General features: G+C 40.9%; 14 protein-coding genes. 7 read left to right on the top strand and 7 right to left on the bottom strand.

Features of this window, described 5'->3' with window-relative positions; translation table 11 throughout:
• Positions 1-126: 126 nt before the first annotated feature.
• Both H4J41_RS01850 and H4J41_RS01845 read left to right on the top strand, forming a co-directional pair.
• A complete protein-coding gene (locus tag H4J41_RS01850) occupies positions 127-810 on the top strand; it encodes a pseudouridine synthase (protein ID WP_182136445.1) in 684 nt (227 codons plus the stop codon).
• 186 nt (positions 811-996) lie between these two features.
• Positions 997-1,980, top strand: coding sequence for a DUF3530 family protein (locus H4J41_RS01845; RefSeq protein ID WP_182136446.1), 984 nt, complete (start codon positions 997-999; stop codon positions 1,978-1,980).
• A 207-nt stretch (positions 1,981-2,187) separates the two neighbouring features.
• On the opposite strand, the gene H4J41_RS01840 is transcribed toward H4J41_RS01845, so the two are convergent.
• From H4J41_RS01840 to H4J41_RS01830, 3 genes are all read right to left on the bottom strand, one after another.
• Positions 2,188-5,343 (bottom strand): efflux RND transporter permease subunit, encoded by a 3,156-nt coding sequence (locus H4J41_RS01840; protein ID WP_182136447.1) that lies wholly within the window; start codon positions 5,341-5,343, stop codon positions 2,188-2,190.
• A complete protein-coding gene (locus H4J41_RS01835) occupies positions 5,340-6,608 on the bottom strand; it encodes an efflux RND transporter periplasmic adaptor subunit (RefSeq protein ID WP_182136448.1) in 1,269 nt (422 codons plus the stop codon). Before H4J41_RS01835 ends, H4J41_RS01840 begins: the two co-directional genes overlap by 4 nt.
• A 153-nt stretch (positions 6,609-6,761) precedes the next feature.
• The gene (locus tag H4J41_RS01830; protein ID WP_182136449.1) at positions 6,762-7,139 is read right to left on the bottom strand and encodes a YacL family protein; all 378 of its coding nucleotides are present in this window, start codon (positions 7,137-7,139) and stop codon (positions 6,762-6,764) included.
• A gap of 509 nt (positions 7,140-7,648) precedes the next feature.
• Here H4J41_RS01830 and H4J41_RS01825 point away from each other — a divergent pair.
• The 4 genes from H4J41_RS01825 (at position 7,649) to H4J41_RS01810 (ending at position 11,921) form a co-directional block, all read left to right on the top strand.
• Positions 7,649-8,524 carry a hypothetical protein gene (locus tag H4J41_RS01825; protein WP_182136450.1) on the top strand — a complete coding sequence of 292 codons (876 nt, stop codon included), beginning with the start codon at positions 7,649-7,651 and terminating at the stop codon, positions 8,522-8,524.
• Between the two features lie 315 nt (positions 8,525-8,839).
• On the top strand, positions 8,840-9,823 hold the full coding sequence (locus H4J41_RS01820; RefSeq protein WP_182136451.1) for an HlyD family secretion protein: 984 nt from the start codon (positions 8,840-8,842) through the stop codon (positions 9,821-9,823).
• On the top strand, positions 9,823-10,779 hold the full coding sequence (locus H4J41_RS01815) for an ABC transporter ATP-binding protein (RefSeq protein ID WP_182136452.1): 957 nt from the start codon (positions 9,823-9,825) through the stop codon (positions 10,777-10,779). The genes H4J41_RS01820 and H4J41_RS01815 overlap by 1 nt, the downstream gene beginning before the upstream one ends.
• Positions 10,776-11,921, top strand: coding sequence for an ABC transporter permease (locus H4J41_RS01810; RefSeq protein WP_182136453.1), 1,146 nt, complete (start codon positions 10,776-10,778; stop codon positions 11,919-11,921). Before H4J41_RS01815 ends, H4J41_RS01810 begins: the two co-directional genes overlap by 4 nt.
• Before the next feature lie 397 nt (positions 11,922-12,318).
• Here the strand turns inward: H4J41_RS01810 and acnB are convergent, their stop codons facing one another.
• Positions 12,319-14,910 (bottom strand): bifunctional aconitate hydratase 2/2-methylisocitrate dehydratase, encoded by a 2,592-nt coding sequence (gene acnB / locus H4J41_RS01805; protein WP_182136454.1) that lies wholly within the window; start codon positions 14,908-14,910, stop codon positions 12,319-12,321.
• Between the two features lie 479 nt (positions 14,911-15,389).
• Here acnB and H4J41_RS01800 point away from each other — a divergent pair, with 479 nt between their 5' ends.
• The gene (locus H4J41_RS01800; RefSeq protein WP_182136455.1) at positions 15,390-18,194 is read left to right on the top strand and encodes a bifunctional aconitate hydratase 2/2-methylisocitrate dehydratase; all 2,805 of its coding nucleotides are present in this window, start codon (positions 15,390-15,392) and stop codon (positions 18,192-18,194) included.
• Positions 18,195-18,479: 285 nt separating this feature from the next.
• Here H4J41_RS01800 and H4J41_RS01795 read toward each other — a convergent pair whose 3' ends face one another.
• The 3 genes from H4J41_RS01795 to aceF form a co-directional block, all read right to left on the bottom strand.
• Positions 18,480-18,824, bottom strand: a complete 345-nt coding sequence (locus H4J41_RS01795; protein WP_182136456.1) for a hypothetical protein — start codon at positions 18,822-18,824, stop codon at positions 18,480-18,482.
• 218 nt (positions 18,825-19,042) lie between these two features.
• The gene (gene lpdA / locus H4J41_RS01790; RefSeq protein ID WP_182136457.1) at positions 19,043-20,473 is read right to left on the bottom strand and encodes a dihydrolipoyl dehydrogenase; all 1,431 of its coding nucleotides are present in this window, start codon (positions 20,471-20,473) and stop codon (positions 19,043-19,045) included.
• A gap of 241 nt (positions 20,474-20,714) precedes the next feature.
• On the bottom strand, positions 20,715-22,397 hold the full coding sequence (aceF, locus tag H4J41_RS01785) for a dihydrolipoyllysine-residue acetyltransferase (protein WP_182136458.1): 1,683 nt from the start codon (positions 22,395-22,397) through the stop codon (positions 20,715-20,717).
• Positions 22,398-22,422 lie beyond the last annotated feature (25 nt).

Below are 22,422 nucleotides of genomic sequence, written 5' to 3'. Positions count from 1 at the left end.
CTAAACACTAAAAAGCTCTTGATAAAAGCCATCAGGCTGGGCATATTCTGTCACCTGATGGCTAGCTTACCAACATCAAAAAGTACAACCTTCAACAGTACAAGCGTTTAAAAGGAAAACAATAAAATGGCTGCTAACCCTGACTTTATTTATCAGCCTCAAATGCGCCCCTACCTTGATATTATTTATCACGACAATGATATTGTGGTCGTCAATAAATCCAGTGGTTTATTGACCGTATCTGGCCGTTTACCTGAGCATCAAGACTGTTTAGAAAGTAGAGTGCACAAAGTATTGCCCACGGCAACTATTGTGCATCGATTAGACATGGCGACATCGGGTATTATGGTGATGGCACTTAATAAACCTGCGCATGTGGCTATTAGTCGCCAATTTGAAAAACGCTTAACGCAAAAAAGCTATATTGCTCGGGTCTTTGGTAAGATTGAAAAAGCGCAAGGCTCTGTTGAGCAACCCCTAATGGGTGATTGGCCTAATAGACCAAAACAAAAAATAGATCATCAACAAGGTAAAGCGGCATTAACGCATTATAAGGTATTAAGTTATCGCCAAGATATTGATGGTCAAACTAGCACCTTAGTTGAGCTGACACCCATAACAGGACGCTCTCACCAGTTGCGCGTGCATATGCTGTGGCTTGGCCACCCAATACTCGGTGATCGACTTTATGCCCACGAGCAAGCCTTGGCGATGAGTAGCCGTTTACAATTGCATGCCCAAATGCTACAAATAAGCCACCCAGTGACAGAGCAAACCTTAACATTTTCAAAAGCCTGTCCGTTTGATTAACACCAAGAGCGGCGAGAGCTAGTTAAAAGCTACTTAAAGGAAAGCCCCACTAGCGTCGATAATATCACTAGAGCCGGTTTTGTCGCGCTTAATAATCCGTTATTAATGATCCGTTATCGACCATCAGTTGCTGATACTCAATGTGCAGTTATTGCTCAGTCACCCATTTAAGGAAGTTTGCTTTTTATGCGCTTAAACATACGCCCACTATTTTTATTCATCGCGTTAACGACCTTAAGTCTATTAGTTAACAGCGCGCACTCATGGGCAATGGAGACTGCTCCGCCTGAAAAGCCAACGGATAACACGAGCTCAACAGCGCCAAAAAGTACTGAAGCTGACACTAACACTGAAACTGAAGCTAGCACTGCGCCAACAAAGTCCACAGAAGATAGCCAGCAAAATAAAGTCATGATCAAGGCACCTGTTGATGCTTTTGAGCAGCAGCAGCAAGATATTAAACACTACTTAGCGCAAGAAAAAATAGTGCCATTACTGGTAGGTACTGACAGCTACCTTACGGTCATTAATGAACACACCACGGCAATTAATAAAGGCGTGATGGTGTTAATTCCTGATTGGCAACAAAGCATAGCAACACCTAATGCACTCAATCAGCTAAGTAGCAATATGCCACAACATGGCTGGACCACCATTACCTTGCATCCCCCGCATAAACCGCAAAGCTACCCTTCACAAGCCTTCACGGCGCAAGAGCGTAGCACTGAAGATATTGAGACCTTAACAAACTATGAGAAAAAATTTGCTGATGTTATGCAAGCAGTCATTACAAAAGCGAAAAGCTACCCAGGCGTCATTATTGTGGTAGCAGAAGGCAATCATAGCGCCGTATTACTGAATATCTATCAACAAGCATTGGTGGCCGAACCCAGTGCTTTAGTGATGCTCAGTAGTTATATGCCGACCTTGCCCGAAAACGATAAAATTGCTCAACAACTCGCGCTAAGCGATTATCCTATACTCGATTTATATTTGCAGCGCGATCACCGTTTAGTACTGGCCAGCGCGAAAATGAGAAAAGATTTTGCCCAAAGAGCCATGAAAATATATTACCGACAAAGACAATTAAGTAATCAAGCTACGGGTTACTATGCGAAAAAAACCTTAACCAAAGCGATTATCAGTTGGCTTAGTGCGATGGGTTGGTAATTAAAAGCAGCTGTCAGCTTGAAGTTATAAGCTGTCAGTAAAAATAAACACCAACTGCATGTTGGCATTGTCTGACAGCTGACAGCTTTAAACTTATCGCTAAAAGTAGCTGTCAGTTTGAAGTTATGAGCTGTCAGTAAAAATAAACACCACTGCATGTTGACATTATCTGACAGCTGACAGCTTTAAACTTACCGCTAAAAACTATTAATTCGGCCTTGTTTCAACCCCGAACTCTGGTCGCTTTCTAAAGAGATTAGCGATATCTTCTTTAATCAAATAAAGCGCTGGGATCAAAAACAGTGTGATCACAGTCGCAAAAACAATACCAAAACCTAATGAAATCGCCATCGGTATAATAAACTGAGCTTGTAAGCTTTGTTCAAAATATAATGGGAAAACACCAAAAAAAGTGGTTAGTGAGGTGAGTAATATCGCCCTAAATCGTTGAGTACCCGCTTGACTCACAATGTCGAACATTCGCATACCCGACCCTTTCGCTTTATTGATAAAGTCGACCATGATTAAACTGTCGTTAACCACAACCCCAGTTAAAGCAATAAAGCCAAACATCGACATCATGTTGATCGTACGGCCCAGCAACCAATGGCCGATAATGGCACCGATAATACCAAAAGGAATAACCGACATAATCACCAAGGGTTGGCTATATGATTTGGTTGGAATAGCGATTAAACCATAAATCAAAAACATCGCACCAATGGCGGCAAAGCCAAGTTGAGATAGGAAATCAGCTTGATCTTTACTCGCCCCTTCAACACCGTATTCCACACTGGGATAGTCCGCTAAAATTTCAGGAATATAATCATCATTCATTTCACTGACCACTTTTCTTGATTCAACCTTATCGCTGTCAATATCAGCTGAAATGGTGATTGAACGCTTCTGGTTAATCCGGGTAATCGTGGAAAAACCTTGGCCTATTTCAATATCAGCCACTTGATAAAATGGCACTTTTTCACCTTGAGGTGTCCTAATCCACATATCTTCTAGATCAGATACCGATAAACGGCTAGCTTCAGGATAACGCACCATGACTTTCAACTCATCACGGCCACGTTGAATACGCTGTGCTTCATCACCATAAAAGGCTTGCCTGACTTGTTTGGCTAAGTTCGACAAAGTTAAGCCCAGTACTTCTGCTTCTGGCTTGATACTAAGCTTAATTTCTTGGCTGCCTCGGCTAAAAGAATGTCGTACATCGTAAACACCATCATAACTATTCAGTTGCGCCTGAATAGCCTCAGCTGCCGCTTCAAGTTCAGTGTCATTTTGACCGGTTAGCTGAAATTCAATCGCGGCACCACCGCCGGCATTAGTGCCAGCAAAAAAGCGTAACTCTTTAGCGCCTGGAATTTCACCAATTTCATCACGCCAAAGTTTCTCTATTTGATAAGCGTCGAGCTCACGTTGATCGGGTTTGACTAATTCTAACAATACATTGGCAACGGTATTACCGTTAGTGAAGATCATTTTATGCTTAATAAAACTGACGCCATTATACTTATTTTGTTTCGCTATGGTCTTAACGGCTTTCTCTACTTGTGCTATCGCTTTATTACGTTGATGCGCAGGAGAGCCGTCCACCATAATAAGATTACCTTGAATAAAGTCACTTGGAATATTAGGGAACACTTCTAACTTAACAAACGCTCCGGTAATAAGGCTAATCGACAAGATTAAAATCGCCACAAATATTGCCATGGTGTTGTAGCGGGCAATTAAGGCCTTTTCAAGAAAAGGCTGATAAACAGTATGAATAAAGTTTTCAAGTTTTTCCTTGAAACGCATTTGAAAACACTCAAGAAAATTTGAATTTTCAGCACTTAACGGGACATATTTCATGTGCGATAAATGGGCTGGCAATATCCACTTTGATTCAATCAGTGAAAATATTAAGCAAAAACTCACCACAATAGAAATAGAACGGAAAAAGGCGGCAAAAGTGGCATCAATAAACAATAACGGTGTAAATGCCGCTATGGTGGTAAGCACACCAAAAGTTGCTGGCATGGCTACACGCATGGTGCCGCGAATAATATTATCACGAGAATGACCATATTTCTCAATTTCGGCATAAGCACTTTCACCAATCACAATGGCATCGTCTACCACAATCCCCAGTACCATGATAAAGGCGAATAAGCTCAGCATGTTAATTGATACCGACCATTCACCTAATAATGGCATCATTAACAAGGCACCAAAAAAGCTAATGGGAATGCCTAACATCACCCAAAAAGCGATTTTTATTCTTAAAAACAGTGTTAACACGATAAAGACTAAAAACGCCCCAATCAACATATTGTCAATCATCATATCTAAGCGCTCAGACAGATAATATGAGCTATCTCCCCAAACGGTTAATCTCGCGCCTTTAGGTAATTGCTGATTTTTTTCATCAACGTAGCCTCGCACTTGGCCAGCAATCTCTAAATCATTTTGATCACCGGTTGACTGCACCATGATGCTTGACGTGTTTTCATCGTCAAAGGTGGCAAAGTCTGCTTGCTCAACAAAGCCATCGTTAATGTTAGCAATGTCTGAAAGCACTAAGCGCGTGCCATCAACATCGGTACGCAACACTAAGTCGCCATATTCATGTCCTGTGTAGGCTTGGCCTTCTGTGCGCAGCAAAATATCACCACCACGCGCTTTAATTGTGCCACCGGGCATGTCTAACGATGAACGACGCACCGCCTGAGTAATGTCGTCAAAAGTCAGTTGGTACTCTTGTAGTTTTTCTTCAGACACTTCAATACTAATTTCATAGTCACGGTTGCCAACAATTTCAGCACTGTTGACACTGGGCAATGCCATGATTTCATCACGAATATTTTGCGCCATCACTTGTCGGGCGCGTCGCTCCATTGAGCCACTAACCGACAACCACATTACCTGACCTTTGAACTCTTGTTTAGTGACTATCGGTTTTTCAGCTTGCTCGGGGAAGGTAGTAATGGCGTCAACTTGCATTTGCACTTCATCAAGTTTTTCTGACATTGAATAGCCTGATTGCAATTCAATAGTGACAATACCCACACCTTCTCTAGCCGTTGCTGTAATACGCTTTATACCTTCAATATCTTCTAATGCTTCTTCAACTTTTAAAATAACTGATTGTTCAACTTCTTCTGGTGCGGCACCTAAGTGAGGCACCATCACCTGAATACTATTAGCGTTAAACTCAGGAAACATTTTTTTATTAATGCCCTGATAAGAAAAGTAGCCTGCCACTAAAATAAACACCATCAAGAGATTAGCCGCGACACTATTGTGCGCAAACCAAGCAATAATACCTGTGTGTTTTTCGTCGTTATGGGCTTGAGTCAACTCGCTCATTCGTCGTCACCTTGCTCGTCGACAATGCTATCTTCGCTTGAGGCTTTTGGTGTATCTTTTAGCTCTCCTAATACACGTAGCGCCATGCCCTCGACTGGCGCTTGCATTTGAGTGGTGACCAATCGAAAGCCGGCGCCAAAGCTGTCATGGCTATAAACATAAGTAGCATCGTTGCGTAAGATATTAATTTCTTGAATATGCAGTTTATTGTCTTTGTCTACCAAGTAAACTCTGTTGGCGCCATGTAAGGCATCACGGGGGATAGTGACAATATCTTTAACTTCTTTGCCTGAAATTTTGGCATTAACAAAGCTGCCAATGCGCAGCTCTTGGTGTTTACTCGATGATAAAACACTATAGGGGTCGTCAATTTGAGCAATGACATAATGCACACGACTTCGACTGTCCACTTCGCCTTCATAACGCGTTAAGTTTGACGCCCAACGATGCTCAGTGCCATTAACTTTAGTGTAAATATCCACGGTTGAGCGACTGCTTTGCTGAGCATTAATTTTTGGTAAATTCAAAAAGCCGACATCACGCGGCTTAATGGGTAACCTAACTTCAGCATAATCAACGGCAAATATGGTTGTTAAAGCCGAGCCCATAGAGACATATTGACCTATATCTACTTGTTTTTCTTTTACTATTGCATCATAAGGTATGATTATTTTAGTACGCGCTAGCTTGACTTCTGCACCAATAACATTAGCTTTTGCTGCTTTGATATCAGCTTTCGCTTTTTGTAATTGCGGTAAGCGTAAAGCAAGTACTGGCGCTTCAGACAAAGCTCTTTTGGTTAACAACCATTGCTCTTCTGCCTGATCTTTTTTCGCTTGCTCTTCAATCAACAGCGCTTTAGCGGCATCTAATTGCGACTGTGCTTGTAATAATGCCACTTGGTAATTAATGTCATCAATACTCAATAACACTTCACCTTGAGTAAAAAACCCACCGATATTAAACTTCTCGTTGACGAAGGTTATTTGTCCAGAAACCTCCGAAATTAGCTGAGTTTGTGTACTAGGTAAAACACTACCTTGGCTGGCAATAACAAAACCAACATCTTGTCTGGCAATCTTTTTAACTTCCACCAGCGGCGCTTTAATAATGACAGGTTTTTTCGCCGGTTTAGGTGACAAAACCGTAAAAATAATTAAGCCGATAACAGCGACTAAAATGATAGCGATGGGGGCTACTACGAAGCGTAGTGGGATCATGCGTTGGTTTTTTTTGTGGTTATTTTCAAGCGCAGAGTTCATCATCAATTCTCAATAAATTCTCAATTAAAGCTTAATAAAGGCTATGCCAAGGACGTTTATATCTTAATTATTACTCTCTTATTAAGATAATAATAACTCTCTTAATGAGAGAGTAATAATCACTTAGCCTGATAAGTCAACCAGGCTAAGTGATAACTATTTATTAAGAAACTTTGCCCAAGACAATAATATTTCACGAAAATCTTCACGCCCACAAGACGATGAGTCATGTTGATCAAAATCAATGTCTTCTTCCATCAGATCCTCTGGCAAGACCTCGACCCCATTCATACTGGCATTGGTTTGCACTGTGACATCGCCACGATTAAAAACCACGGTATATTCACTACCCGTTATGGTGATCTCCAATTTTTTCTCTTGTTCAATCTCGGAAATTGCAGATAATAAATTTGCCAACTTTACCGGGTCAGCACCCACTTCAACCTCTAACCAAGGTCCGATAACTTCATGCTCAAGTGAAAACTTAGCCATGGCGCCACCGGTTATTGGATCGTTTATAAATTGATATTCCATACATACCTCATTTTGAAAAATCTTTGGGAAAGCCCTATTTATACCAAACGGATTATATCACTGGCCACTTAGCGAGAATAATTAAAGCCAATTTAGTATTAAGACGGGTAATTGTTACTTTGCGACAGCAGCAGTGCTTAACATTAGGCTTAACATTAGGCTTAGAACACCAGTGCTATTAATAAAATAGTCACCATGTTTTCAAGAAAATCTACAGCTTAGCTTTACGATGTTTAGCGAATTGCTGTCGCAGCTTAATTGTAGCAAAATCATAGTTTTTAACACGAGATTACGCGCACTTGTTTACTATTTTTTATCCTCACATTAAAAATGGCAATTCAACCAACCTCAACTCAGTATAATTAGTACAGATGAGTGCTATAGACGACTATATCTCTTTGGTAAAGCTGCCATGAGCTAAAACACATGTGCTAGCAATGATATTTTTATCATCTATGGTTCAATCGAATACACCTAGCCCCTATATTAGAAACCAGTCACTCGGGTAAATGACCATTGAACTTAAATTGGGTTACAACGTCTATAAATTACCTGTCTATTTATCTGATCGTTATATCTTTGTGAAAAAAGGAACTTTCACCGCCGTTTTATTATCGCTAATTGTGCATAGCTTAATACTTTTCGTTATGTTCGTAACCCAGCCCGGCCAACAAAAAATAGTAAAATCACCCTCGAAGCATGCGCCAATAAAAAGCTTCATCTATTATGCACCCAAGTTAGACAAAACCGAGCTAAAGGCCATTAAAACAAAACCGCTAGCAAAAGAAATACCCATTGAAGACCTGCCTACGGTAAAAAAAGACCATGAAAATGCGAAAACGAAACAGGCATCAAAACCTAAAAACACAGAAAAACTCATCGATAAAGCACTTGATAAAACACTCAATAAAGCACTCAAAAAACCCTTTAACGATACAATAAGCAAGGTAACCGAATTACCTAAAGCGCGGTCTAAAACGTCACAACCAAAGCCGTTAACAGAGCCAACGAGAAGCAAGCTAGATAGTTTCATGCAATTACAAAGGCTGCGCAGTAAACTTAATCAAAACTCAGTGTCCAATACCGAAAATCCTTATCAAAGCGAGCAACCGCCTTCTATCTTTAATAACGACGTAAAGACGGTGCCTCATTCAGTACCGTTAAAAGATGAAGCACAAACACGTGAAAAAAATACTAAAAATATGGGCGCAGGTATAGCTATTACCAAGGGTGATGACGGCAGATGCTCGATAACTCAGGATTTGAGCGCCTACGGCCTAAGCGAAGGCTCATCAACACAGTTTTTTAGCTGTGGGGAGTCAAAATTTGATAAAAGCTTTCGCGAGCACATGAAAAAAGTCCAAGCTAAACTAGGTAAAAACTAGGCTATCTAATTGCTAACTAAGGGCTAACTAAGGGCTAACTAAGGATTAAACTAAATAAGAAATAAGCTAGGTAGATAGCAAGCTAGGTAATTTTGTCAACTTAGCTGTCACAATCGAATTAACCCCCAAACAAAACTTTTCACAGCCAGTAAAAATCAAACCAAACTTTTATGGTGCACAATTTTTAATCACAGTTACACTTAAAAGTAGCTCCGAAATAAATCCTTAAGCAATAAGTCCTTAAACTTAGCAGGTTACGGCGTAGACTAAATATCCATCACCAAATTTATCAGCTGTTTCAGGAAGATAATAGCCATGTCTAATAAAATACTAGTCAGTTTTGTTTTTTTACTTTTAATCGCATGTAACAACGATCGAAAAAATGTCGCATTAGGCACATTAGAACGCGACCGCATTGCTCATACCGCCACCGTTAGTGAAGTGATCACCGACTTACCTGTTAGCGCAGGTAGTCAGGTCACTAAAGGCATGATACTGGTAAAGCTTGATGATGACTTACAAAAAGCGTTAGTTGCCAAAGCACAAGCACAGGTGCAACAAGCACAAGCAAATTTAAACAAAGCGCATAATGGTGCTCGTGCAGAAGAAGTTGCTGCGGCACAAGCTAATGTGGCTGGCGCTAAAGCGGCATTAATACAAAGTAAGGCAAATTACACCCGAACACAAAGCCTGATAAAGTCTAATTTAACCAGTCAAGCGACGCTTGATAATGATCTAGCGTTGCGCGATGAAAGTTTAGCTAGGCTTAACAGTGCCAAAGAGCAATTACGACAATTAGTTAATGGTACCCGCATTGAAGATTTAGCCATTGCTGAAGCTGTGTTAGCAAGTAATATTGCGATGTTAACCAGCGAACAAAAAAATCTCAGTAATTTAACCATTACCGCAAAACGTGATGGTATTTTAGATAACTTACCGTGGAACTTAGGTGAACGCGTCACTGTAGGTAGCCCAGTGGCTATTGTGCTTGCGGGTAAAGCACCTTTTGCGCGCGTTTATATTCCTGAGCCTTACCGCGTTCATGTCCATATTGGTGATGAATTATCTGTCTACGTTGACGGTTTAGCGCAACCGCTACTGGGTCATGTTCGCTGGGTAGCTACTGAGCCAGCATTCACCCCCTATTACGCACTTAATCAAGCCGAGCGCGCTAACCTAATGTACTTGGCTGAAATTATACTGCCTGACAACGCCGCTGATTTACCTAGTGGCATTCCTGCACAAGTAGTCTTACCCAGTAAAGTTTCACGACAAAAAACCTCCCTAAGTGAGCGCTAATGGCTGAGTTAGCGATTGATGCCAATAATTTAACCCATAAATTTGGCTCTGTGACCGCGGTTTCTTCATTGAATTTACAGGTAGAAAAGCAACGTATTTATGGCTTTCTTGGTCCCAATGGCTCAGGAAAAACCACCGCGATTCGTTTATTTACCGGTTTATTGAAACCTAGTGCTGGCACAGTTAACGTCTTAGGTTGTCATTTACCTAAAGATACCGAAAGCTTACGTCGACAAATAGGCTACATGACACAAAAATTTTCTTTGTATGATGATTTAACCATCAAAGAAAACATGCAGTTTATTGCTCGCGTTTACGGTTTACCCCCCAAAGAACAAAAAGCTCGCCTCGATGAACTCATCAGTATTTATCAATTAGAAAAACTTAAAAAGCAATTAGCCGGCAGCTTAAGTGGCGGACAAAAACAACGCTTAGCACTGGCGTGTGCGGTAATGCATAAACCTAAGTTATTATTTTTAGATGAACCAACATCTGCGGTAGACCCTGAAAATCGTCGTGAATTTTGGGAGCAGTTATTTGATTTATGCGATCAAGGCATCACTATTTTAGTATCAACCCATTATATGGATGAAGCTGAACGCTGCCATAAATTAGCTATTTTAGACAATGGCATTAAACGCGCTGATGATTCACCAGCACAATTAATGGCTGACATGCCGGCTAATGTGATTGAAATATCAACCGACAATCTTAGGCAACTAAAACAACAATTAATCGCCTTACCTGAGGTAGTTTCTGCATCACAGATTGGCGCTCATTTACGGGTATTAATCAATAAAAGCATTGTTGACCCTATCGCCTTTTTAAAGCATAGCCGTATTATGTCTAGCAAGGCAGAACTCAACATCGTTAGAGCCAGTCTTGAAGATGTTTTTGTCTTATCAACTAGCAACAAGCTTATGCCAGCATCACAGGTCAGTAAGGCTCAGTTATGATGTCCTTATTGAGAATTCAAGCCATTGTTATCAAAGAATTAATTCAACTTAGACGTGATCGAATGACCTTTGGCATGGTGATCATGATCCCTTTAGTGCAATTGTTATTATTTGCTTTTGCCATTAATACCAATATTCGCCATATCCCCGCCGGCATAGTCGATCAAAGCCAAACTGCCTTAAGTCGTGTCTTACAACAAACCGTTGCCGCGACGAGTATGGTTAATTTTACCCGCCATTATCATTCGTTACCCCAAGCGCAAGCCGCCATTGACCGAGGCGATGTGCGGGCGGTATTAATTATTCCTAAAGATGTTGCTCAGCGCTTAGTTCGCCATACTAGCATTGGCTTTGGATTACCCCCCGCAAGCGATGAAGAAACCAGCCGCCCTATTGCGCAGTGGTTAGTTGATGGCGCTGACACCGCAATTGCTAGCAGCATAAAAAGTTTACGCAACATGCCCTTAGCCGAGTTATTAGACAAGCCGGTGAATCGTAATGTCCCGACCTTTGAAGTCACTTTATTATATAATCCTGAACAACGTAGTGTGGTCAATACTGTGCCTGGTTTGGTGGCAATTATACTCACCATGACCATGATCATGTTCACCTCAGCCGCGATTGTACGAGAGCGAGAGCGCGGTAATATGGAGCTATTAATTACCACACCCTTAGCTTCGATTGAGCTCATGATAGGGAAAATATTTCCTTATATTTTTATTGGCGCTATTCAAGTGAGCATTATTTTAGGCTTAGGACATTTCTTTTTTAACGTGCCTATTAATGGCAGTTTATGGCAATTAACCTTCGCCACTTTACTCTTTATTTGCGCAAGCTTGGTGTTAGGATTAGTTATCTCTACCTTGGCAAAAAACCAACTGCAATCGATGCAAATGACGGTGTTTATTTTACTGCCTTCGATATTATTATCCGGCTTTATGTTTCCTTACGAAGGTATGCCAGAAGTAGCGCAATATATCGCTGAAGGTTTACCTGCCACGCACTTCATTCGATTAATTCGCGGGGTAGTTTTACGTGATGTTGCAGTAGTAGATATGACTTTTGACATGTTATGGCTAATGGGCTTTACCCTGCTAGGCTTAATGGCAGCGGTACTGCGCTTTAAAAAGACCCTAGATTAGCGATAAATCTATCAACTGATCAACTTAAGCTATCAATAAAAAAAAACCTGTTGATTATAATAATCAACAGGGGTTTGCATTGGCTTTTTACTATGAGGTATAAGCTATGAGATATAAGCTATGGAGAAATAACCCAGTAAAAGCGCAGAGCCTAGCTTATACCAATCTCACTAATTATCTGATCATTTTTACTGGTTAAAATAACCCACTACTGCGTTATTTATTTAATAATTAGAACAACTAGTTATTAAAATAAATGCCTTATATTTGGCCATTTTCCCTGCGTATAAAGTAGACCACCTAATTAATAAAATTGGTATTACTTATATTGGCACGAGTACGAGATAAGCACTGCTCACGCCGTTATTTATTGATATCACAACAAGCAGGTATCAAATTAGGCTTCTACTTGTAAAATGACTTTATCGGCTTTACTCGTATAACTTTCCATTTGATGAAAGTTCAAGTAACGATAAGTATCAGCGGCCGTTGCATCAATTTGTGACGCATATTTCATGTATTCTTCAACCGAAGGTAGCTTACCTAAAATTGCCCCCACACCGGCTAATTCTGCCGAGGTTAAATAAACATTAGCGCCATTACCTAAACGGTTAGGGAAGTTACGTGTCGAGGTTGAAAGCACAGTTGATTTTTCTTCAACCCGTGCTTGGTTACCCATACACAGTGAGCAACCTGGCGTTTCCATACGTGCGCCGGCTTTACCATAAATATTATAGTAACCTTCAGCCGTAAGTTGGTCTCTATCCATTTTCGTTGGTGGAGCCACCCATAAACGGGTCGGTAAGGTTTTGCCAAACTTCTCAATCAGTTTACCTGCCGCGCGAAAATGGCCAATGTTGGTCATACATGAGCCGATGAAAACTTCATCAATGGCAACTCCCGCCACTTCTGATAATAATCTCGCATCATCAGGATCATTGGGACAACATACAATAGGCTCTTTAATATCGGCTAAATCAATGTCAATAATGTGGGCATATTCAGCATCACTATCTGCTGCCATTAATGAAGGATTAGCTAACCAAGCTTCCATGCCTTTGATACGACGCGTAATGGTGCGAACATCACCGTAACCTTCACTGATCATCCACTTTAACATCACAATATTAGAGTTTAAATACTCGCTAACCGCTGCCTCTTCTAGTTTGATTGAACAACCACCCGCTGAACGCTCAGCTGAGGCATCCGACAATTCAAAGGCTTGCTCAACCGACAGGCCTTTAAGCCCTTCAATTTCTAAAACGCGACCAGAGAATTCATTAATTTTACCGGCTTTTGCAACGGTTAATAACCCCTTTTTAATACCGTAATAAGGAATGGCATGCACTAAGTCACGTAAGGTAATTCCAGGCTGCATTTCACCTTTAAAGCGCACTAAAACTGACTCAGGCATATCCAATGGCATAACACCGGTTGCCGCCGCAAATGCCACTAAACCAGAGCCGGCAGGAAATGAAATACCTAAGGGGAAACGGGTATGAGAATCACCACCTGTACCGACAGTATCAGGTAGCAACATACGGTTTAACCACGAGTGAATAACGCCGTCACCCGGGCGAAGCGAGACACCACCACGATTCATCATAAAATCAGGTAAGGTGTGATGAGTCACCACATCAACCGGTTTAGGGTAAGCCGAGGTATGACAAAAAGACTGCATGGTTAAATCGGCAGCAAAGCCCAAACAGGCTAAATCTTTTAATTCATCACGGGTCATTGGCCCAGTAGTATCTTGCGAGCCCACGGTCGTCATTTTTGGCTCACAGTATTGACCCGCGCGAACACCAGTAACACCACAAGCTTTGCCAACCATTTTCTGCGCTAAAGTATAACCTTTAGTCGAAACAGCAGGGTCGACGGGTGTGGCAAATAAATCTGTTATTTCCAAACCTAATGCTTCACGCGCACGGCCGGTTAAACCACGACCAATAATCAGGGGAATACGCCCACCAGCGCGCACTTCATCTAACAATACTGCGCTTAATGTAAATTGTGAAATCACCTCGCCAGCGGCATTTTTAACTACGCCTTCATAAGGATAAATGTCTATCACATCACCCATATGCATTTTTTGCACGTCTAATTCAATCGGCAAGGCACCTGAGTCTTCCATGGTGTTATAAAAAATAGGGGCAATTTTACCGCCTAAACAAACACCACCACTGCGCTTGTTTGGAATATAGGCGATATCGTCGCCCATAAACCAGAGCACTGAGTTGGCGGCCGACTTACGTGAAGAGCCCGTGCCGACAACATCACCGACATAAGCCAGTGGAATGCCGTCTTTTTGCATTTCTGCCAGTTGCGCAATAGGACCCACCACGCCATCTTCGTCAGGTGTAATACCTTCACGCTCAATTTTAAGCATGGCTTTAGCGTGTAATGGAATGTCAGGGCGAGACCAAGCATCAGGTGCCGGTGACAAATCGTCGGTGTTAGTTTCACCGGTGACTTTAAAAACTTTAACGGTAATTTTTTCCGCTACTTTTTCTTTACTGGTAAACCATTCGGCATCAGCCCAAGACTGCATCACTTGCTTGGCCGCCCCATTGCCCGCTTCAGCTTTTTCTTGCACGTCATGAAATGCATCAAACATTAACAAGGTATGGGATAAACCTTTCGCCGCAGTGGCCGACAATTTATCATGGTCTAACAGCTCAATCAGGGGTTGAATATTATAACCGCCCAACATGGTGCCTAATAATTGTGTTGCTTGTTCAGGGCTTAAAATTGCTGACGTGACTTCACCGCGAGTAACCGCCGCTAAAAAACCGGCCTTGACATAAGCCGCGTCATCAACACCCGCAGGTATATGATTGGTTAATAAGTCGATAAGAAATACTGCTTCACCTACCGGTGGATTTTTAATTAATTCGACTAATGCTGCGGTTTGTTCCGCATCTAACGCTTTAGGTACAAGACCTTCAGCAGCACGTTCTGCTATATGGTTGCGATATTCTTGAAGCACGATATTCACCTAATAAGATAAGTGATACTTAATATGACTTTTGGTTGGACTCGATAATTTGATTATCAAGGCTAGGACAGCGTTGTTAAGTATCTGAGATTAAAATTTAATGTTCTCTCTATTAATGTTCTATCTATTGATGGTTAGGTCAAAATTAAACAGCGTCAATAGATGCTTACTATAACTAACCTCTAATATAGGAAATTATCAGCCGCTAGAAAATTAGACTTTTCTACTAAGTAATACAATTGCCGTGCTTTTTTATCCTGCTAACAACGGATAATAACTAATAACGACACCAACATAAGCAATATAACTATATCTTCTATTAACTATAACAGTGATGAATAATGCTTATTTAATCTAATGATTCGTAGTCAGCATAAAATCAGGTAAACTAGGGGGTATAATTTGTCCTGCTAATAACAATGATTAACAAATGTTATTAGCAATAATATCGCTAAAGAAGAGAGAATTTAATGAGCCTGTATCTAGAATATATAGCAGAGATTGAAAATCGTAAAAACGAATTAGCACTAGCACCTAAGCCTATAGATGGTGCTGAGTTATTAGCTGAAATTATCGAACAAATTAAAGATCAAGATAATGAGCACAGAGCTGATTCACTTAATTTCTTTATCTATAATACCTTGCCAGGTACAACAAGTGCCGCGGGTGAAAAAGCCAAGTTCTTAAAAGAAATCATTCTGGGTGAATTTGTTGTTGCTGAAATCTCAGTAGCCTTTGCTTTTGAATTACTTTCTCACATGAAAGGTGGTCCTTCAGTAGAAGTTCTACTTAGCTTAGCATTTTCTGACGACTTATCAGTGGCAAAACCTGCAGCAGAAGTATTAAAAACCCAAGTGTTTTTATATGAAGCAGATACTGCTCGTCTTGAAGAAGCATTTAAAGCCAATAATGCCATTGCCAAAGACATTCTTGAAAGCTATGCAAAAGCTGAGTTCTTTACAAAGTTACCAGAAATAGCAGAAAAAATTGACCTAGTGACTTACATTGCTGGTGAAGGTGATATCTCAACAGATTTATTATCTCCTGGCCATCAGGCTCACTCTCGTGCTGACCGTGAATTGCACGGCCAATGCATGAGCACTCCAGAAGCTCAAGAAGAAATAAAAGCATTACAAACTAAATACCCTAGCGCGAAAGTCATGCTTATCGCAGAAAAAGGCACTATGGGTGTTGGTTCATCTCGTATGTCGGGTGTTAACAACGTAGCACTGTTGGCAGGTAAACAAGGCAGTCCATACGTACCTTTTATTAATATTGCCCCTGTGGTTGCTGGTACTAATGGTATTTCTCCCATTTTCTTAACGACAGTAGATGTCACTGGCGGCATTGGTCTTGATCTTAAAAACTGGGTTAAGAAAGTCGATGCAAGTAGCAAAGCTGTTGTTGACGAAAACGGTGATTCTGTACTAGAACAAGCTTACTCAGTAGCTACCGGCACGGTATTAACTATCGATACTAAAGCGATGAAGCTATACAACGGCGACAAAGAGCTTGTTGATGTATCTTCAGCTTTTACACCGCAGAAAGTAGAATTTATGAAAGCAGGCGGTTCTTACGCCGTTGTCTTTGGTAAAAAACTTCAAACTTTCGCTGCTGAAACCTTAGGTATTACAGCGCCAGCAGTTTTTGCACTTGCCAAAGAAATGTCAATTGAAGGTCAAGGCTTAACGGCAGTTGAAAAAATATTCAATAGAAACGCGGTCGGTGTAACCTCTAAAAATGCCTTACATGCAGGTTCTGATGTTCGTGTTAAAGTCAATATTGTGGGTTCTCAAGACACAACAGGCCCAATGACATGCCAAGAGCTAGAAGCAATGGCAGCATCAACTATTTCTCCAATCGTAGACGGTGCTTACCAATCAGGTTGTCACACAGCGTCTGTTTGGGATAGTAAAGCAAAAGCTAACATTCCTAAGCTGATGAGCTTTATGAATGCTTTTGGCCTTATCACTGCGCGTGACCCGAAAGGTGAATACCATGCAATGACTGACGTTATTCACAAAGTGTTAAATGATATCACGGTTGATGACCGCGCCATTATCATTGGCGGTGACTCACATACGCGTATGTCAAAAGGTGTAGCCTTCGGTGCCGATTCAGGTACTGTTGCACTGGCACTTGCTACAGGTGAAGCATCTATGCCAATCCCTGAGTCAGTAAAAGTGACCTTTAAAGGTCACATGAAAAAATACATGGATTTCCGTGACGTTGTGCATTCAACGCAAGCGCAAATGCTTAAGCAATTTGGCGACAACGTTTTCCAAGGCCGTGTTATTGAAGTACATATTGGTACTTTATTAGCTGACCAAGCTTTTACTTTTACCGATTGGACTGCAGAAATGAAAGCAAAAGCTTCAATCTGTATTTCTCAAGATGACACCTTAATTGGTTCACTTGAATTAGCGAAAAAACGCATCCAAATCATGATCGACAAAGGTATGGAAAACGCAGCGAAAACCCTTAACGGTTTAATCGCTTTAGCTGACCAACGTATTGCTGGTATTAAATCTGGCGAAACACCAGCATTAACACCAGATGAAAATGCTAAATACTACGCTGAAGTCGTTGTTGATTTAGACCTGATTGACGAGCCTATGATTGCCGATCCAGATGTAAATAACGACGATGTGTCTAAGCGTTACACGCATGACGTTATTCGCCCTGTTTCGTTCTACAAGGATAAAACGGTTGATTTAGCTTTTGTGGGTTCTTGTATGGTACATAAAGGTGATATGCAAATTATCGCGCAAATGTTCCGTAATATTGAAAAGCAAAATGGCAAAATTGAATTCAAAGTACCTTTAGTTATCGCGCCACCAACATACAACATTGTTGATGAGCTTAAAGCGGAAGGTGACTGGGAAATACTACAGAAGTATTCTGGTTTCGAATTTAACGATGCTGTGCCTAAAAATACCGCCCGTACTAAGTATGAAAACATTATGTACTTAGAACGTCCTGGTTGTAACTTATGTATGGGTAACCAAGAGAAAGCTGAACCTGGTGATACCGTTATTGCAACGTCAACACGTTTGTTCCAAGGTCGTGTTGTAGCCGATACCACTGAGAAAAAAGGTGAGTCATTATTAGGTTCTACGCCGTTAGTTGTACTGTCGTCTATGCTGGGTCGTTTCCCTACCTTAGCCGAGTACAAAAGCGCTGTAGACGGTATTAACCTAACAGACTTTGCTCCGCCGCTTGAAGCATTAACAACGCCAGCATCAGTGGCTGTTAAAATTGCTGATCCTAGCTAGGCTCATACCTTTTAAGATCTGAAAGCAAATAGCTAAAAACGATTAAGCAAAAGGGCTACTTTACCATGCGGTAAAGTAGCCCTTTTTTTATGTCTATTCAGTAATTATTATTTGCTAACACCCGTTTCATTAATTATCTGCTCTACTTTATAGGTAGCGAAAAAACCCAATATAAGCTATTTACGGTACTCACGAGTTGTTCTAATTATTAAAGAAATAACGCAGTAGTGCGTTATTTTAACCCGGTAAAATGATCATGAAATTAGTGAGATTGGTAAGACTATATTATGAAGTAGGACATTCAATATTAGCTGATAAAGACGGCATGATCATATTAGGAAATGACAATTTATCATCAAAGCGCTCAACACCTTCTAGCACTTCAATTTTAAAACCATAACTTTTGCATAGTCGTAATGATTGGCGCATAAGAAAAGTGGCTAATTTACTAAATTCTGTACTTTGTTTGGTGATGACTTGTAGGTGGTATTTACCATTTTTTAAGTCGGTTTGTTTAAATTGTACTTGATGGTCAAAGTCCCACTGAGAGGCGCCGTTGGGGGTATTAATATTGTTCGCACATGCCGTTAACAACAGCGCTAACAATAGGCACATTGATTTTTTCATCATCTAAATCTCCTTATAAATAAAAATTAATTTTAGCCTCAGCCGTAATACCTGTTCCACTTAAAAATGCAGGCTAGTGTATTTTTAAGTAAAAACATCGTAAGTATAATCACAGATAAAGCCTATGGCTATAGCCAAAATTAAAACACAAAAAAGCCAGCAGTGTTGCTGGCTTTTCAATTAATGCACTTAACAGTTAAGTTAAAGCTTACATTAACTAATTATTTTTTCTTTTTCACTGCTTTCGCATTCGGTAAATCAGTGATTGAACCTTCAAAAATCTCTGCCGCTAGACCGATTGATTCATTTAAGGTTGGGTGAGCATGAATAGTTAAACCAACATCTTCAGCATCTGCGCCCATTTCAATCGCTAAACAAATTTCGCCTAGCATTTCACCGGCGTTAATACCGACAATAGCACCACCTAAAACACGGCCAGTTTCTTTGTCGAAAATCATCTTAGTTTTACCTTCAGTACGCGCAGAAGCAATAGCACGACCAGAAGCAGCCCAAGGGAAGTTAGACACTTCAACATTTAAACCTTGCTCTTTTGCTTCACGTTCTGTTACGCCAGCCCAAGCCATTTCTGGGTCGGTATAAGCCACTGATGGAATACAACGCGGTTCAAAAGTATGTTTCTTACCAGAGATAACTTCAGCAGCGCAATGTCCTTCATGTACCGCTTTATGCGCAAGCATAGGTTGGCCAATAACATCACCAATAGCGAAGATATGAGCAACATTAGTACGTAACTCATTAGTTACGTTGATAAAGCCACGTTCATCAACATTAACACCCGCTTTATCTGCAGCAACTAAGTGACCGTTTGGCTTACGGCCAACAGCCATTAAAATTTTGTCGTAACGTACTTGTTCTTTCGGGGCATTTTTACCTTCAAAAGTAACATACAAGCCGTCATCTTTCGCATCAACAGCAACCACTTTGGTTGACAACATGATGTTGAATTTTTTACTGTTAAACTTAGTGTAAGCTTGAACAATATCTTTATCGGCAGCTGGGACTAACTGATCAGCAAACTCTACCACTGAAACATTTGAGCCTAAGGCTCTATAAACTGTACCCATTTCTAGGCCAATAATGCCACCACCAAGTACTAACATTTCGCCGGGTATATCTTTCAGCTCTAAAGCACCGGTTGAGTCGATAACACGTGGGTCTTCAGTAGGTACGAAAGGTAAATTAACTACTGATGAACCTGCGGCAATAATCGCATTATCAAAAGTGATCGTCGTTTTGCCATCAGCGCCTTCTACTTCAACAGTTTTATCTGAAGTAAATTTACCGTAACCAAATACCGTTTTAACTTTACGGGCTTTAGCCATACCGCCTAAACCACCAGTTAATTGACCAACAACACTTTCTTTCCAGCCACGAATTTTGTCTAAATCAATTTTAGGTGCACCAAAAGTAACGCCATGAGATGCCATTGCTGCTGCATCGTCAATAACTTTAGCTACGTGTAAAAGTGCTTTTGATGGGATACAACCCACATTCAAACACACGCCACCAAGCGTTTCACGGTTTTCAACTATCACTACGTCTAAACCTAAATCTGCTGCGCGAAATGCTGCTGAATAGCCGCCAGGACCTGCACCTAAAACTACTACTTGAGTTTTAATATCGTTACTCATGCTAACCTCAAAAATTTATGTGTTTATTGCTGGTGTTGCCAGCCTATATTTGCCGAGCTTTTATTAACAGCATTAACCATTAATATTTTCAGCATATTACTCTATTGTACTTGTTTGCGATCTTACTTAAAGCGCACAAAGATCGCCATCTTTAAATCAGTAAATATGTGCAAAAAATGGGTAAAGTGAAAATTAATTACTTTACCCACTTTATCTTATCTCACTGACTTATTCAGGTAACTTATAAAATGAGTTTTCTGATGTCACTCATTACGCCCGCTAGGTGTACAGTAAACCGCGCCGCTAACGCGCCGTCAATTACACGATGGTCGTAGGACATAGACAATGGCAACATTAACTTAGGCTCAAAGTCTTTACCATTCCACTTAGGTTTCATTTCTGATTTAGAAACACCTAAAATTGCTACTTCTGGCGCGTTAACAATTGGCGTAAATGCTGTACCACCAATACCGCCAAGGCTTGAAATAGTAAAACAACCGCCTTGCATATCATTTGCTTTTAGCTTGCCGTCACGTGCTTTCATACTGATTTCAAGTAATTCACGTGATAACTGGTGAATACCTTTTTGATCAACATCACGTACCACGGGCACAACCAAGCCATTAGGTGTATCAACTGCCACACCAATGTGAATATACTTTTTAAGGATCAAGCTTTCACCATCGGCACTCAAACTAGAGTTGAATACTGGGAAAGTACGCAGTGCATCTGCTGCTGCTTTTAAAATAAACACCAGTGGCGTAATTTTAAAACCCAGCTTTTGCTTTTCACAAATAACGTTTTGCTCTTTGCGGAAGGCTTCAACATTCGTGATATCAGCTTCATCAAATTGGGTTACATGTGGAATAGTGACCCAGTTACGATGTAAAAATGGTCCAGAGATTTTCTGAATACGTGTTAGTGCTTTTGTTTCAACTTCACCAAACTTAGAGAAATCAATTTGTTTCGCGCTAACAACTTGTAAACCACCTTCTCCAGACGCTACTGAACTACCCGCATTTGCTTTTGGACGAGACAATTCATATTTAACATATGACTGCACATCTTCTTTTAAAATACGGTTTTTACGGCCAGTACCTTTAACTAATGATAAATCAACACCAAATTCACGTGCTAAACGACGAATTGAAGGTGAAGTATAAATAGCACCCGCATTGGTTAGACCCACTTGTGGATGATGTGGCACTGGCGCTGGCTTTTTAGCCGCCGGTGCTGGTGCTACAGGAGCGGCCACTGGAGCCGCTACTGGTTCTGCTACAGGCTCATCAACGTCAACAGGTGCACCCGATGCACCCGATGAAGTTTCAAGTTTAATAACAATAGAGCCTTGCTTAACTTTATCACCGGTATTAATGAAAACTTCTTTTACCGTTCCGGCATGCGGTGACGGTACATCCATAGTCGCTTTATCAGTTTCTAGGGTGATCAAGCCATCTTCAGCTTCAATAACATCACCAACAGCCACCAAAACTTCAATAACGTCAACTTCACCATCTTCACCAATATCAGGTACTAGGATGTCGATAACTTCACTACTGGCAGCCGCAACAGGCGCTTTTTCTGGCGATTTTTCTGGCGTTGGCTCGGCTGCAGGTGCTTCTTCTTTTGCTGCTTCAGCTTCTGGCTCAGCTGCAACTTCTGCTGGTGCTTCAGTCGATGCTGTTGCTGTACCTTTCATCTCGGCAATCACATCACCTTCTTTGATCTTATCGCCCACTTTAACTGACAGGGCAACAAGTTCACCAGCAAACGGAGCTGGAATATCCATTGAGGCTTTATCTGTTTCAACCGTAATAATACCTTCGTCAGCCTCTAAACTATCGCCGACTGCAAAGCATATTTCGATAACTTCTACTTCATCGCCACCGACATCTGGGACTAGAATTTTTTCAATATCAGACATTTGTTAATTCCTTATCTAGTCTTAA

Source organism: Colwellia sp. MB3u-45 (assembly GCF_014077005.1).
GTDB lineage: Bacteria > Pseudomonadota > Gammaproteobacteria > Enterobacterales > Alteromonadaceae > Cognaticolwellia.
Note: the sequence above shows the minus strand (reverse complement) of the source record. Positions and strands in the feature narration are given on the sequence as shown.